Source organism: Deltaproteobacteria bacterium, from assembly GCA_026129095.1.
Lineage (GTDB): Bacteria > JAGRBM01 > JAGRBM01 > JAGRBM01 > JAHCIT01 > JAHCIT01.
Genome location: JAHCIT010000003.1, coordinates 52,024 through 68,342, shown reverse-complemented (window position 1 = coordinate 68,342; position 16,319 = coordinate 52,024). Strand labels below are relative to the sequence as shown.

The window sequence follows — 16,319 nt, the reverse complement described above, 5'->3', positions numbered from 1 at the left end:
ATAAACCGGCCTCCCGGTCAGTCAACCGGAGGGAGAGAAAATCCGGCCTCACTCAATTGGGCGGCAACGTAGTGAACTCAAAATCGCGGATAGTCCCGTCTTCAGCGCCTGCCGGGTAGTAATGCACCGACGAGCCACTGATGACGGGTGGGGTCGTCCGGTTCCATGTGGGCGTCGTCAGATTGATTAGCGTCAGGTTGTTGCCATCAGTATCCCGTTCACGATTCGGTATGACGAGCCAGCCGGGACCGACCACAGAGGCAGCAGGATCACCGCCCGGAGCGTTTACCACCGCCACATTCACCGGGGACCGGAAGGTGACGTTCCCACCGCCATTCGGAGCAGCGGAATACGGAGCAATATCAATTACATGTACCCGTTTCAGCGGCGCAGACGCGCGGGCGACGGTCATGAATGCAACTCCACCATGGATCTGCAACTGCACCACGGAGCCTCCTCCGCCGGATTCCACCACAAGCGGAGCCGTGCTGCCGGCAGCCGATAGTGCGGCATCGCGCGGACGGCACTCGGTCGAGGGGCAAGAACTGCCCGGTTTCCAGCGCCAGAACTGGGTCAGATCGATCACCGACAGCTTGAGCGAGCTTCCCGTCACACCCGCCACCAGCGCCCGGTCTCCGGCAATTTCGATCGCCTGGATATCGCCCGCATACGCGTTCCCACCCGATCCACGGGGAACGACATAGGCGTTTCCATGCTGGAAATTGGCCGTGCAGTTAGCGTTGAAATCGGCCGCCTGCAGGTTGTCGAGGTTCAGCCAGAACAGGCGCGGCTGGTCCTGGACACCGAAATTGTAACCGACGAGGAGCAGGTTATCCCGTATGGCAAATGACTGGGGTTGGGCGTTGGTCTGGGGCTCGGTCACGATCTGGATCTGCTTGATGGTCGAACAGTTCGGGATGCCGTCAACCAGATTGATTTCCGAGCCGTCATGGAGACTGCGCGCCACAATGCGGTAGTTAGTGTTGCTCGGACTGGCGACAATATATACCCGGCTGCGGCCTTCATCGACGATCACCTGGTAAAGGTCGGCAGTGCTCTGGCCTTCGCTAAGACCAGCGCTGAGGCCCGTGATACCGGGAATCCCGTCATTCTGGTCAAGCGCCATGTCGATCTGGGGATCAACCACGTTCAGGTCGAGACGGCCGGTACCGCCCCCCACCTCGGACACAAAGAGAACCGAATCCCCCACGGCTGTACCGTAGTAGAAAGATTTCTCAATCTTGTCGAGGCGCTGGACCGGACCATTGGAGGATGTGCCCGTATCGATCCGGATGCTCTGCGCGCCGGTGATGTTGTCCGTATCCACGACCTTGCCTACATGGACCACTGACGGCGGATTACCAAAATCCCGCTGTTCAATGACCGCAATCGTGTTCGCCAGTGGCAGTGTGAACATCATCCGCTGGCGCACGGAACTGCTGTCATAGGTTACCGGAGTCCAGAAACGGCCGGCATCGCCGGGGAACAGGCTCGGGAAGTTCTGGGATGTCTCGAAGGTGATCTCGTTGAAGGTCAGGGCCGGGTATGGCGAAACCTTCATCCACGGCAGATTGCCATGACCGGCATCAGCCGCCTGCCGTTCATGCCGGAACTGGAGGATCTGGCTGGAACTGGTGTTCAGCAGGAAGCCCAGTTTGTCGGTGCCCTCAACAACAATCGCCCCGCCAGCACCCGTATTCGGCGAAGCCAGATTCACCGCCGGGTTCCCCGGGCTAAGCGAGTTCTCACCCTGCATCTCGTCACACTGTTCATCATGGGCGGGCGCCAACGGACCGCTATCACCGAGGGTCATCAGCAGACATCCACGGTCATCAGCAGTGCTTCCCGACGGGCCCGGGTCATAGACATTGATCATGCCGATGGTTGTTTCCGTCGTGTCGGGCGAAGCGTCCGCCACGCCGCGGGAGACCGTAACCATCATCGTCAGCCGGTCGTCGAGATCATCAGTGGGTGTCCCGCTGGTCCCACGGTCGTCACGGGTGCCGAAAAGATGCGCACGTGCACGGCCGATACCACCGCCGAGGGTTTCAGTCCGTGCCGTCTGGGTCCGGTGCATCGCTATCCCGGTGGGGAGATCGGCAAGCGAGAAAACACCCTTGAGGTCGATCACGTTCATGCTGTCGATGATCCGGAACTGCGTAATGGCTCCAGACGGCACTCCATCACACTGGTCGGCCTTGACGGTGAACCGGACTGCAGTATCCACGCTCACGACGGTATACCGGTAAATCCGGCTGGACGGCCCAGTCTTGAACAGCAGAATGTCCTGCGGCTGCACCAGATCGTCCGCGGTGCCTTTCACATTGTCAGTCCCAAACAGGCCGTTGCCGGGCAGCCCTGTTACGGCGATCTGCTTGTCGATGGGAACCGTAACAATGTCATCGCGGTCCCGCTGGTCCGGCCCCGGCGTATCGGTAACCCTGGGATTCGGGTCCATGACACACTGGCGAAGAACCTGAGGGTTGGGGTCGGAAGCGGTAAAGCCATATGCCTGCCCTGCCCCGGTGCCGCCACCAGGGGCGTCAAATGCTATTGTGTAGCCCAGCCGGGAGGAAAGCAGGTCATCCCCGGACCGTTGCCGGTCGGGCCGGACATCGACCGGATAAACGAGTTGCGGCCGGTCATTCAGGGCGTCAGGGACCGTGTCGTCGGAGGTTGTCCTGACCGTCAGGAACCCCACATCGGAACGCACTCGCTCCCTCAGCCCCTTGGGCACCTGTGGCATCTCAAACCGGAAAGGCTTCCAGAAGGTCAGCGGTATCCTAGAACTGCGGTAAAGTGCCCCAACCTCCGCATTCGACAACGTGAACAGCCCGGAAAGGAAATCCCCCGGAAGGTTCGTCTGCCTCGCAAGGATCATCGTAATGCCGGTATCGCGGGCCGGATCAGGAACGGGTACCGATACCCGGTCCACACCCGATGTCGCCCCGCAGGTCGAATTGGGATTGGTCGGGAGGAAGGCATCGGGGATGCCATCGCCATCAACATCAAAGCACACATTTGTTCGCGTCGATGCATAGGAGTTCGTATACGGGTCGAAGTCCGTATCGACTTCACACATCACCCATTCGCGCTCGCCGGGACCCGGATCCTGACAGATCGCGGTCGTGTGCTGGTAGCAGGGAGTATCCGGCCCGCAGCCTTCGATTCCCTGAAAGGGGAAGCGAATGTTCTCGTCGTCAAACCACTCATCGCCGGGGTCTTCGCCCGAGGCCGGATCGGGCGTAAGGGCGAAAACCGACAGCCCGCCATGTGTAGTTGAGCTCGGATCCGATTCGACGACCACATAGAGGTACGCCTCATCGGACGAATCCAGGATGTCATCTCCGTTGGTATCCTGAAGATCAACGGTGAGATGCGTCGGACCGGCAAACGACAGGACCGCGTTAAACTCCGGCGTCCTGAGCGAGAGCAGCGGAATCACCCCCTTCGGCTGAGGCACCCCCGACGTTTCCACTTTTGTATCGGGGCGGATGAAGGATATCTGCCCGTCGTCGTCACGCTCTACATTGAACGCATACAGCGCATTGTATACCGGGTCCGAAACGAAGAAGCGGCCAAGAACCCCGACAAGGCCCGTTGACGGCATGTCTACTGCATCGATTCCATCTTCAGGGAAGTAGCCTGCCACATATCGCGGAGAGACTTTCCATGCTGCACCTCCGGAAAGCCGGCCCGGATCCTGCTCGAAGGTCTTGGTTTCGTCACGATCCGGGTACGGAACCGGCGTGCGTGTCACCCCCGGCTCCGCGCCGGAACTGGTGGTGAAGTAGTCGTTATCCGCGTCGATCTCCCGGTAGCGCGAAATGACGCGGAACTGGACGCCCGGTTCCGATACCTGGATCGGGTTCAGGTCACCATTGAGGATCAGCCGGCGGGAGTTGCCGGGAACGCCCAGAACTGCAGTCACCGTCCGGCGGGTTTCCAGCGGCGTGCCAGGCCTGATGATCAGGATATCCCCCGCCGATACCGAGCAGTCGTCGGAAACGTCCGGGAAGAAGTCATTCTCAAAATCCAGATCCCGGTTGCAGTGGTGGTTGCGTTCAACGAGAAAATCGGAGTTGACGGACTCGACCACGTTCGTCGTCACGCCGCCGACGAGATTCAGGTCGTTGCCCTGCACGACGATTTCCTCGCTGACCCGGAGCACCGACAGGTCACCGGTCGTCACGTTGACCACAATAGCCCGGTCCATGAGCGGCTCGCCATCGGGCCCGAGCCGGTCCGGATCGGAACTGAAGAACATGATCCCTTGAGGCCGGATACCGGTCACCCGGAGCGCCTGGAGCCCGTAAGTCTGGTCCGTGTCGACATTGAGGACCGTGGGTGCCGGCGTGGAGAAATCCAGACTCAGCTTGTCGAGCTGCGACCGGGAGCGGTTGGAGACGTATCCGGTATCGAACCGGCTCGTGTATCCGATAAGCTTCGGGACTGACTGCTCGCCGGAGCAGTTCAGGTTATCCCACACACTGATGGCAAGCTGGCCGGTAGTGGGCGGCGGTGTCAGCACGACCTCGAAACGGCCCTGGTCAACGTCGCCGGTACCATCCAGCCCTACTCCGCCGGTAATGCCATTACTGACATTCCCGCAGCCGGTGATCGCCCCGCCGTCGGTCACGCTGACCGAATAGCGGGTGAATGTCGGCGGAGTGCCGCTGCCAAACGGCGCCGTGTCGTCCTCCGATTTGCGGACTGCCCCCAACGCTCCACGCACGAGGAAGCTGCCGACTGTCGTCCCGTCCGGGGCCGCCGGGAGGCTGTTCTGTATCTGGTGGCTGGCCATGACCCGGGAGAGGTTCACTGGTGGCGGCGGACGGTTCGAGAGGCCGAGGGCGAACCGGAAGTCCACCAGTGCACCGGGCCGTGACGTAATAGCCGCCCTCACCGTGATAACCCCGCCCTGGGAACCACTCACGAACTCAAGGCTCTCCGTAACGGTCCCGGCAGGCGCCTCGACCGAAAGCTTGTTCGGCGGTACCTGCTGGTCACCCGGGCAGTTCACCGTGCTGCCGCCGGTCATCGAAATCGTGGGGGGCGACGTGAAGCCCGGCATCTGCGCTGTATAGGTCACGCAGTTCGGCACGTTGACCTGGCTGGTGGCGAGCCGCCCCCACTGGTCGCGGACCTTCACGCCCATCGCGAATGGCCCCATATCGTTGACCAGGTCCGCCTCGCGGTCGGCCAGCGCCGGGTCAGCGTATTCGATCGTGGTCCCCACCGGGCGTTCGGCCCGGATCCGGAAGGTCACTCCGCCGGCCGGTATGATCGGTGTCGCATTGGTGAACGTTCCCGGCGACGGGTTGCCTATGGCCGTTGCCAGGACGACGTATTCGGCACTGTTCAGCGCAGGGTCCGTTGATCCGCCCGTGGTAAAGTTCACGCGAACATTGGTAACAGCCGAACAATCCTTGTTGATGTCAGTGCCGGTGCAGGCCGTACTGGTCCCCTGCGCCATGACCGGATCGGTCAGGTTTCCGGTCCGGCCGCCGAAACCAAACGGCTGGTCGGCAAAGTTCACATTGATCGTGCCGATGAACGGCTGCCCGAACCGGTCGATGATGCTGACGACCATCGGCTCCGGCACCGGAGTATCCGCGGTCAGGTCCAGCGAGCAGGTCGTGTCGTACGGACAAATCTGCCCCGCCCCGGACACGACCTGAAGAACGCCCTGGTCCGCCTCGGCGACCGGGATCACGAAGGTGGTCTGTGTGACCGGTATGATCGGGAACGAGAACAGGTTGGTAACGGTCGCCGTAACGCGAACCTGGTGCGACGGACAGTCGGCCAGCGGCGTCACCCTTATCTGTGTCCGGCCCAGATCGTTAATGGGTAATATCATCTCGAAATCGGAGTCATTCAGCAGCGCCGGGCAGTGATCGACAATATCCACCACGAAAGTCACGTATGGCGCTGCCAGCGGATCGGGCGTATTTGAAGTGGCCGGCGACTGCAGAACGAAATCGTAGACGAACGTTTCCAGCGGCACGCCAAGCTCGATCAGCGGGAAGCCTGCCTGGTCCTCGCCACCGATGGCGATGATCTGGAGCGCGCCTCGGGCGAAGGTGAACGAATTGCCCGCAGTGAGTGCGTCAGTCGTCGCCTGGATGACGATGTCATCCGCGTCCAGAACCGCCACCTGGATGGCGGCGCTGATCTCGAACGCGCCCGCTTCGATCAGGCCGGATGCGTCCGGGGTCGTCACCTGTATGGTGTTGTTGGTGATTGAGATAACCGAAAAGGGAAGCCCGCAGTCAACGGTGGCTGGCGAGACGCCTTGCGGAATCACGCATTCGACCCGGTCAGCCGGGCCTCCGTCGTTGTGAAACACGAAACTGATCCTGAGCTTCTGCCCAGGCTCCACGGCAAATCCATTACCGCTGATCGACACCACCGTTCCGCCGAAAGTGTCGCCGCTCGACGGGTTGATGGCCCCGACCGTGTTCAGGGCAAGGCCCGAACCCAGGATGATCTGGCCCAAGATGACCTTCTCGATCACGAGCACGTCGGCGATGGTAATGTCGCCCGGATCGTTAGCATTCGTGTCATTGCCCCCGATGAACCGGGTTGCGAAATCGGGGAACCTGACCTCATTCGGAAGGCAGGTGATGCAAAGCGACAGCGGGAAGACATTAGCGGCGTTGAGTTCGGCCTCGGTCGGGACCGTTACGCCAAGTGCAAATGCACGGATCAGCAGCAGGTCGCCCAGGCTGACGATGCCGTCCGGCGCGCCACGCGGATAGACGTCGCCGAACAGGCCGGCGGCCTCCGCCCGGAGGGGCGCGGCGAGCAGGACCAGCAGGAGCGCCAGTCTTGTTCTGGATTTCAAATGGGGCGGCCGCCATTTCCTGAGGACCGCGAGGAGCATCTTCATGTGCCGTTACCTCTCCGGTTTCCTCATCATTGCCCGTAGTTCAGTGCCGCATGGACACCAGACGGAGGATCAAACCTGAGCGTTGCCGCGACAGGTTCACCCAGTGCGTTGTATCTGAATATCTCCGAGTTGCCGGTGCCAATGGGAACCGACGTGATTTCCCCCGCCGCCGGATCATACGCGACTCGATCGGCAAGCAAGGCACAGGCAGCGGACGCACACTGTTCCCTGATCCGGAAGATCGTCTGGATCACGTCCCGGCTGCCGGGACTGCCCGACGGGAACAGATAGTCGTTGTCACCGGCCGACTTGAGGACGCGCAGTTCGTTCGTGCCGAACACGTTGCTCTGGATCGTCCCGAGCGACGACAGGATATCCTGGCCGGTGGCCGTTCCCGCCACGTAGGCGATGTTCTGGTCGTTGAAGAACGCTTTCAGTGTAAATCCGGCGAAATCAACCGCACCGGTGCCGCTCGTCCGCGTCATCGGGAAACGGTAAGTCACCTGCCGCCGGACGCTGCGGACGTTCACGTTGCCGGTCGTCTGGCAAAGCGGCTGCTTGGCGACAGGGCAGTTGGCGAGCGTGGCAGTGACAGTCGTCGTGGCGTTCACATTCGGCGCCAGGGTCACGTTGCCATCCGACACGACACAGGCGTAGGCCGTCTGGGCGGAACTGACCAGCGATGTCGTGACTGGAGATGCGGGTGCGGTCGTCTGGCAGTTGTTGTTGGCTCCGTCGTTACGGAACAGGGAACCGGAAGAACCGGACAGCGCGAAAGTGATCCCGACAGCGGTGCCGTTGTAGTCGGACCCGTTCAGCCGCTGGACCCGGACGCGGGCGACCTTCGAGAACAGCGTCTGGTTACGGTAGTCATTGACCGTTCCGTCAGTCGTAATCCCAAACGCGGCGGCGAAACTTGAATCGAGCGCCGCGTGGCGCGAGCGGATCGGGTCCGTGTTGACTGTTCCCGCGACGACTTCGCTCGGCCGGTGGAACGTGATCGTCACCTGGCCGGGCAGCGTCCCGTCCGGATTCACGATCATGCTGAACTGCTGCTGCAGCAGCGTGGCTGGCTGGATGCTGCCACCCGTGTAACGCAGCCGGGCGATCATGTTCGCTGTCTGGTCATTGGCCCGGCTGGTGCTCCGGACGCGGGCATAGACATGGGCAAACCCGCCAACGACATTGACCGTCTGGTTCTGGGCTGTGAAGTTGTTGGATGCCGGGAATGATCCCGACTCCGAGAACTGGACCTCGACACCATTCGATTCCCCGGCGCCTCCATCAGCGTCTATCTCCTGCCCATCGGGATCACCCACCGGCTCGTCACCGGCCACCGTCCGGCCCACGTCAATAAAACGTATCTGGTAGTTGGCGTCATCCGGAAGGACATACGGCCCGCTCGCCGCGGGGCACATCACCTGGCTATCCACCGCCGTATCGGGAAAAAGCTGGCCGAAGGTTTTGACTTCACATGAGAAGCGGGCGCAACTGGCATTGTCCGCGTTGTTGTTCGCCTGAATCCGGTTAGCCGGTGGCTGAAGGCAGGCAGGGCCTCCGGCCGTCGTGGTCCGGGTGCAGGTCACAGATGCCGGCGCGAAGCAGCCGGGGTTGACGATCACGTTCTGCTCTTCCTTGTTCAGCCCCGTCGTGCCGGAGGAAACCGGCTCCACCTCCAGCCGGACACGGTAGGGATTCGCAGGTGTCGAGCTGACCAGCGGCGGGAGCAGGAACGTCGAACCGGACTCCGCGATGTCGTTGTCCAGCGGGAACCATCCCGCCGCGATATCTTCAGCAATGTTGATGTTGTCCTGGCCGCCCACGGCAACCGAGGAGTTGTGGAACAGCCCCGCCGAACGGACGACATAGGGCGGCTGCGCCTGCAGTCCCAGATAGGTGAAATCGAGCTTGACCTTCGACGGCAGTCCGCCCTCGGTCAGTACCTGCCGGTAGCAGTCACCCGGATTGTCCGTCAGATCCGCCACCGAACGGCAGGTGGAGGGCAGCAGTTCCAGCCGGAGCGGAATGCGGGGCACGTCACCGGCCCCGCCCGTGCATACGCCGCTCCGGAACACTTCAGTCGGCGAGCAGCGGTTGTTCAGGATTTCAAAGGAACAGGTTCCCTGATTGAAGTTCGCCGCCCCTTCGCCGAAGCAGACCGACGCATATTTGGACGGATCTTCCGTGCATTTGACGATCCGCTGGTTGCCCGTGCCGCCCTGGATGATCTGGCAGCCGCCCGTGGGCGCACTGGCTGTCACCGGCTCGACCCATTTCACCATGAACGGCAGCAAGATATCCGGGCGAAGCCGGAGACGATTTTCCTCGCCCGCCACGCTGACACCAGCGAATGTCCTCGAATTCCATGTCGGGTTTGTAGGCGTCACAGCCGCCTGGTCATCGTACCGGCGGTTCAGGGTCGGGATTGTCGAGATGGAACCGATGGTTTGGACGCGCAGGCTCGGGAATATCTTGGTAAACCCGCTGGCAGAACGGGCCTTGACCGAATTGGATACGATCTTGAGATACACCTCCCCGATACAGGTATCAGTAGTATTCGGATCTCCATCGCCACAGTTGATGGTTAGACTGGCTTGCCATGGTCCGTCGGGATTGGCGGAGAACTGGCAGGCCGCAGCGGCGACCAGTTCGTCGTTGGCGAGGCAGTCGATCTGCATGTTAACATTGCCAGGCATGCAGACGACATTTCCTTCGCCCGGCGTGAGGGCGTTGCACGACACGCCCTGGGCGAACTCGTCCGCCGTCACAACCCGGACCTGCAGCCTGAACGTATCGGCGCGGTTCAGATCCTTGCCGGTAAATCCATCCAGTCCGCCGGGAGCATTGGCCAGATAGGAGAGAGAAGGGGGAAGGAGGGCCGGAGGGGCCGGAGCCGGAGGGTTAAGCGAACCAGCTACCCGCGAGATCACGCCATATTCAGCATAGATCGGCGCACCGAGGTTCTCGAATATCGTCACCTGCCGGTCATTGTGCAGGGCCGTCCCCACCAGCGAGGCTCGCAACGTGATGGTTCCGCCGTCGGGATAGGTTGCGAGTGTACCAAACTGGACTTCTGCAACTCCGTCTGCCGTGGATGGAACGGCTATCCCATTAGCTGGATCGAAATATCCAAGCGGATCGGTGACTGACGTGAATGCGATCTGGAACAGTCCTGCCGCAGCGCCGGTAATCACGTCGCCCTCGCCGTTCTTGAGACGCGCCTTGACCGTGGTGGTGCCGCCGAAGGCCGGCACGAAACCAAGCGCCTCGAAGAACTCCACCTCGACCGGGACATTGGGATCGGCAATGAAGGCGAGATCGGGAACCATCCGGACCAGCGTGCCCAGATTGGGGTTGTCCGCATCGGGGTGGGAGAACTCGACCGTATAGGTTCCATTCGACGTGGCGCGGACATAAACGATCGTCGCCGGTCCATCCGGAATGACGGCGACCGTCGTCTGCTGGTAGCCGGGAGCGCCCGCCGCCGAATCCGTGTGGATGCGGGCTCCTTCGGGTGCTGTCACGATCAGCGCCACTGGCGCCTGCGTTCCGGGGGCGTCGCCATCAACCGAAACGGTCACAGATATCTGGTACTGGTCGAGGCCATTGGCTATGCAGGTGCTGGTCGGCCCGGTGCAGGTGTGAACTGCGGGCGTCGTGGTGAGTCCAAAAACCACATTGCGCGGTACGTCACGCGTCACTGTCCTGGTTACCGTTTGGGTGGTTGTCCCGCCTCCGCCGCCGCAGCCGGCGAGTACCCAGACTGCGGCGGTTGCGGCCAGCCCGAACCGCCTCAACAGGTTCGCCAGCACCGCAACCGGCGTTGCATGCCTGCATTGAATACTGATTACTGACATCGGACACTCTCCCTGAAAAAGAAACCTGATTTCCTGCTCAACTGTTCTGGTTTCACGCCTGAATACCAGCAGCCTGCAAAGACCCGGCCGGAAAATCCTGACCGGCCTTTGAGCCCCATTTACCGTTCCGGACGCATTCCGGCGTCTACCGTGCGAAGTTCTGCCAGGAACCTGTGCCGCTTCGCACCTTCGGAAAGTTACCCATGGTCACTATTATGGTCCCCCATAACCAAAGCAGGTAACACCGTTACGAATGATTACACGCGAATTGTTCAAGCATTTAAAGGATTTAAATCACTTTTCCAAGACAAACGGCCAACGCGGTGAGTCAGAGGCGATGGTGTCTAATTGCGGCCACCTTACCGAGGAATCATACTGTTTTTGCAGATTTGGATAGTTAAGGAAATCAGGGGCCATACCAGGCCCACATCCATCCATGACCGATAACGACCGGACTCACGAAGAAATCGACCGCCTCGCCAGGCTACTGGCCGGGCGCGAAGAACTTCTTGCCCGGCTCGCCCGCGAGTCTTCCCGGGAACGGGCCGAAGCCCTGGCAATGATCGGGCAGCTCCAGTCGGAACTGGCGGGACGTAGCCAGGAGATCGAACAGCTCGCTGGCGAACGGGCCGCAGCCATCTCGGCCCGCGACGAAAAGTCCCGGGAACTGGCCGCTGCCACAGATCAGCTTGCCGCCAGTGAAGCCCGGTTCAGGGAAGCAACAGCCCAGTCAGCGACGGCGGCAGAGCAGTTCCACCGCGAGATCACGACGCTGACAGGCGCACGGGAAAAACTGGGCGCCGAGCTGGCCGCCAGCCGCGACGCGGCCACCCGGCTGGAACAGCAGATATCAGCCCTCCGGGAGGAGATATCCCTCCAGCGTGCAGACGGGGCCCGGCTCGCGGGTGAACTGGAACAGGCGGCCGCCGCCCGCGAAACCCACCAGCAGACCGCGATCCGGCTGGAACGCGAAGTCAGCCGTCTCGACGGCCTTCTTTCGGCAGCCGGCACGCAGCTTGCCGAACGGGAACGGGCACTGGCCGGACTCGCCCGCACTGCTGCTGCCGAGCGGATGGAGGCCCGCCGCCGGATTGATTCCGGCGAAGCCGCCCTTCGCACCGCCCATGAGAGGCTTGCCTCCCTTGAGGCCCGCCTTGCCTCTTCCGCCGCCGAGGCAGACGGGCTTCAGCAGCGGATTTCCACCTTGTCACAGGAACTGGAGTCCGAACGCCGGGAGCGCATTGCGGCGCTCGATGCCGCTGCCCGGCAGGCGGCCGAACTGAATGCCGAGATTGCCCGCTTGCAGGCAAGCCTTTCGGGGGCGCAGGAGCGGGCCCGGCATTTCGAGGCGAGGGCAGCCGAACTCTCCACCGCCGTTGAACAGGATCGTGCAGAAACCGCAGGCGAACTGGCACGCCGGGAGGGCCGGATCGCCGAACTGGACAGCATGGCGGCGACACTCCGGGCCGAGGCTTCGCACCTACTGTCCGAGCGGGAACGGCTCGCAGCACTTCTGGAAGGCCGCGAAGGTGAACTGGCCCGTGCGCTCGGCGAAGCCGAAGCGGCCCGGAGCGAACTCAGCGCCCTGCGCGAACAGGCTTCCAGGCATCTTTCCGAACGTATCGAAACCGGAGTCGCATCCGTCGAGGAGCAGCTCCGGCGGCTAGCCCAGGTCCATGAAGACCGCACGCAGGAAATTACCCGCCTGGAACAGCTTCTGGGCGAACGGGAGAAGTTCCTCTCGGAACTGGTGGGCAACCAGAGCGAGGAAGTCCGGCGTTACGAGCAGCTTCTTGAAAGCCACCGGACACGCATCCGGTCACTGGAAGCGGCCCTGGGTCCATCGGCATCATCTGCTGCTGCCAATGGCCAGGCTCCTGCCGGCGACGATGCTGTACGGAGCGAACTCGCCGCCCTGCGTGCGGAAACCGTGAGTCTCTCGCGGTCGTTCGACACCGCCGTCCGCAAGGTGCTCGCCGAAAGCGGCCGCACGGCAGAACTGGCGAACCTGCTCACCCGTATCGAGGGAAAGCTGGCCAGTCAGCCGTCACCGCAGCACGGCGAGGACCGGGAAAGGCGGCTTTGGGAATCGCTCGATACCCTCAAGGCGGAAATCCAGTCCGGACAGGCCCATTACAAGGCTGATCTTGCTGCCCTTGCCGCCCGGAGCGACTCCACCGGTCATCTGAAAAAACTGCAGGACGACATCGAAAGGCGGCTCCAGCGGCAGGAACAGCATATCCAGTCCGTGCTTGCGGCCGTGGAAACTATTTCCCGGAGCCGGTCCGTCCCTGCGGAACCGGCCGGAGACGCCAGTTCCAAGGTGATCGGCGTTCTTCATCGTATTGAAAAATCACTCGGCGCAGGCAGCGGTCAGCAGCCACGGCAGCCCGTTCCAGGCGACCAGAAGCTCTGGGTGGCTGCCGCAGCGATCACAATCCTGGTCCTCGCGGGCCTGACGGCCCTGCTCTGGCGGCAGTCCCGTATCGAGGAGCGGCTCGCCCTGCTCGCTCCCGGCCAGGCCGACCTGTTCACACCGGGGGCGGTGGCCGCCTCGCTCCCGGCTCCGGTCCTCGACATTCCCATTCCGGTCCAGACCCAAGCTGACACGGTATCGATCGCTGGGCGTGCCGAACAGGCCGGAGGCGCCGTCATTCACCTTGACGGGATATTCTTCGCCGCCGTCCCTGTCCGGGGCGGGAAGTTTCTCTTCGACCGGATTCCGGCGGAAACGGGTACGCACCGTTTCGAACTGTGGTCGTTTACCCCTGGCAAGGGGTTTTCGCCGCCCGTAACCGGCGAGATCATACGGCACCCCCCCGCTGCCGCTGCCAGGCTCACCCCACCCCGCCCGGCCATCCGGGAGTTGAATATCGAACGCGGTCCCACCGACCGGCGTGAGATCGGCCTTACTTTCGACGGTGACAGCGCCGAGGGGGCCGAGGTCATTCTCGATACGCTCCGGCAGAAACGGATCCAGACCACCATCTTTCTCACGGGCAAATTCATGGATGAAAACCCCGGACTCGTCCGCCAGATGGTCCAGGACGGGCATGAGGTGGGCAACCACACCCAGACACATCCCCACCTCACCACCTACGAACAGAACAACCGCCATGACACACGCCCGGAAGTCACCCGAGAGTGGTTCAACGAGGAGCTTCTCCGGCCCGAAGCCAGATTCGAGGAGATCACCGGCGTGCAGATGGCGAAAATCTGGAGGGCCCCGTACGGCGAAGTAAACGCCCAGATTCTCCGCTGGGCGCACGAACTCGGCTACCGGCATGTCGGATGGACCCGCGACTACACGCGAAGCCTGACGCTCGATTCGCTGGACTGGGTGATCAACCGGAGTGACCGCAACTACCAGCCGGGCGCCAAGATCATCGACCGGTTGCTCGACTTCGAACGGCAGTCGAAAGCAGGGGTAAACGGGGGGATCGTCCTGATGCATCTAGGTACACGCAGGCCGATCGACGATTCGGTCGGTCTTCATCTTCCGCGCCTGATCGACGAATGGCGCGACCGCGGCTACCGGTTCGTCAAGGTTTCGACGTGGCTCGGAGACGAAACGTGAGATGGGACACATGCAAAATCGTCATCTCGTCCTCGACCCAAGAAAGATAAATCTCGTCCATTAAAACAGTGCACCCAATGGTTCGAAATGATGCGGCAAGATGTTCTCACAAGGCGTTCTCTGATAAGGAGAAAGCCACCATTCCCCGAAAAATGCACATGGCATGCTATTTTGGGGCTTCATGCTTTCCGGAGACCCTACGTCCTGCTATCTTTCCGTCCGGCAATGATTTCGAGCCGGGGAACCAGATACCAGCACGGTCGGCCTCCAGGCATCCGAAATAATGCCGGACCTGACATATTTGATCCGGAAAAGGTGTACAGATGATCACCGATCACCAGCTTGAAACCAGCTTTAACCAGATGGTTTCGATATCGAAGTTCAGTATTCCAGCGAACCGTGTCCAGGATCTGTTCCAGACGCTTTCGCGCATTGCGCCGACCTGCATGGTCGACCCGTCCATTGCCAAGGGGTTTGTCAACTGGCTCGTTGAGCAGCACGAGGCGCTGACGCCCACAGTGGTTACCGAACTGGCGCATGCCGAGCTTGCCCTGCGTGACCTGAAGGCGCAACCGGTCCAGGTCCAGGAGGGGCTATCGCTTCCCGAACATCTGGAAATGACCGAGAAGGAACTGATCCAGCGAGCCCTGACACTGCACCGCAAGAAAGGCGATGCGGCAGAGGCGCTTGGGATTCCTCAAAGCACACTTTCCACCAAGCTCCGGAAGTTCGGGCTGATGGATATCTAGCTGCCAGGTCCAGACAGACAGATTACCGGATACCCGCCGCTGACAGACGGGGGAACCAGATCATCCCGGCCAGCGCCACCAGCCCCAGTCCGGCGGCCATCGCCGCCGGATAGCCCATGAACAGTGCGCCGGTGGCAACCGCCCCGATTGCTGCGAGCCGGAACCACTCCACCGGGCGGGCCCAGCTTTTATCTTCCATCAGGCCGCCCCAAACCGCCGTTGTCACGACGACGAGAAGTGAAATTACCGACACGGCGGCCCAGCCGAGCACTTCCCGGAATAGCAGCATCAGTGTCAGGCCCAGCCCGACGCTCACAAAGTGGAAGTTGATATAGGCCTTGTAGCGGTGCGGAAACTGCGTATCCCATTTCACAAACCGGCTCGCCTCGACCGGCGGGGCCGGTTGCGGGCCGCCCAGTTCGGCCGGTTGCCAGGCCGGGTCCGCGAACCACAGATGAAGCCGGTCGGCAAGCCGGCTGATCTTCCGGCTCCGGTCCCGCAGATCCCGCCAGTAGTCGAAATTCGCCCACACGGGGTTCCAGCTCGCGTACGGCTTCACCGTGCCATAGACAGGCTCCGCCCCTTCAGGCTCGAAAGTTCCGAAAAGCTTGTCCCAGACGATGAATACACCCGCATGGTTGCGGTCGATGTATTCCGGGTTGATGCCGTGATGGACCCGGTGGTGCGAAGGGGTGTTCATTACCGCTTCGTACCAGCCCGGCAGGCGCCCGATCGTCCGTGTATGGATCCAGAACTGGTACAAAAGGCTTGCCGCCGCACAGCCGGCGAAAACCAGCGGGGGAACGCCGATCAGGGCCAGCGGGAAGTAGATCGGTGTCGCGGCAAACCCCTGGAACCAGGACTGCCGCAGGGCGACGGCAAGGTTGTAGTCCTGGCTCTGGTGATGGACCACATGCATGGCCCAAAGCACATTGATCTCGTGGCTCAGGCGGTGAAACCAGTAGTAGAAGAAATCCACCCCGATAAAGCCGATCACCCAGGCGGCCACCGGATAGGACGCGAGGTCAAGCAGCCGGAAATTCCCGTAGACCCATGAATAGGCCAGAAGCCCCGCAAGTCCCAGGAATATCCTCACGACTTCGGAGCCGATGCCGCAGCTCAGGCAGGCGATGGTATCGGCGAACCGGTACAGCCTCCGGCCCTGGCGCCGCATGACCACAATCTCGATGCCGATCAGCAGGAAGAAAAACGGGATGGCGAGCGCGATGGGATCGAGCTTCATG

5 protein-coding genes are annotated in these 16,319 nt (G+C 61.8%); 2 read left to right on the top strand and 3 right to left on the bottom strand.

Going from position 1 to position 16,319, the window contains the following annotated elements; translation table 11 throughout:
* Nucleotides 1-52: 52 nt before the first annotated feature.
* Together KIT79_05195 and KIT79_05190 are read right to left on the bottom strand one after the other, a co-directional pair.
* Complete coding sequence (locus KIT79_05195) at nucleotides 53-6,892, bottom strand: hypothetical protein (GenBank protein MCW5828692.1); 6,840 nt, start codon at nucleotides 6,890-6,892, stop codon at nucleotides 53-55.
* 26 nt (nucleotides 6,893-6,918) lie between these two features.
* The gene (locus KIT79_05190) at nucleotides 6,919-10,749 is read right to left on the bottom strand and encodes a hypothetical protein (GenBank protein ID MCW5828691.1); all 3,831 of its coding nucleotides are present in this window, start codon (nucleotides 10,747-10,749) and stop codon (nucleotides 6,919-6,921) included.
* A gap of 436 nt (nucleotides 10,750-11,185) precedes the next feature.
* Between KIT79_05190 and KIT79_05185 the strand changes: the two genes are divergently transcribed.
* Complete coding sequence (locus KIT79_05185; GenBank protein MCW5828690.1) at nucleotides 11,186-14,326, top strand: polysaccharide deacetylase family protein; 3,141 nt, start codon at nucleotides 11,186-11,188, stop codon at nucleotides 14,324-14,326.
* A gap of 323 nt (nucleotides 14,327-14,649) precedes the next feature.
* Nucleotides 14,650-15,075 carry a hypothetical protein gene (locus tag KIT79_05180; protein ID MCW5828689.1) on the top strand — a complete coding sequence of 142 codons (426 nt, stop codon included), beginning with the start codon at nucleotides 14,650-14,652 and terminating at the stop codon, nucleotides 15,073-15,075.
* 22 nt (nucleotides 15,076-15,097) lie between these two features.
* Here the strand turns inward: KIT79_05180 and KIT79_05175 are convergent, their stop codons facing one another.
* On the bottom strand, nucleotides 15,098-16,318 hold the full coding sequence (locus KIT79_05175) for a sterol desaturase family protein (GenBank protein MCW5828688.1): 1,221 nt from the start codon (nucleotides 16,316-16,318) through the stop codon (nucleotides 15,098-15,100).
* Between the last annotated feature and the right edge of the window lies 1 nt (nucleotide 16,319).

What these genes read in the sequence shown, in the direction of transcription:
- KIT79_05195 (MCW5828692.1), bottom strand. Translation starts at nt 6,892, where the DNA reads ATGAAGATGCTCCTCGCGGTCCTCAGGAAATGGCGGCCGCCCCATTTG.
- KIT79_05190 (MCW5828691.1), bottom strand. Translation starts at nt 10,749, where the DNA reads ATGTCAGTAATCAGTATTCAATGCAGGCATGCAACGCCGGTTGCGGTG.
- KIT79_05185 (MCW5828690.1), top strand. Translation starts at nt 11,186, where the DNA reads ATGACCGATAACGACCGGACTCACGAAGAAATCGACCGCCTCGCCAGG.
- KIT79_05180 (MCW5828689.1), top strand. Translation starts at nt 14,650, where the DNA reads ATGATCACCGATCACCAGCTTGAAACCAGCTTTAACCAGATGGTTTCG.
- KIT79_05175 (MCW5828688.1), bottom strand. Translation starts at nt 16,318, where the DNA reads ATGAAGCTCGATCCCATCGCGCTCGCCATCCCGTTTTTCTTCCTGCTG.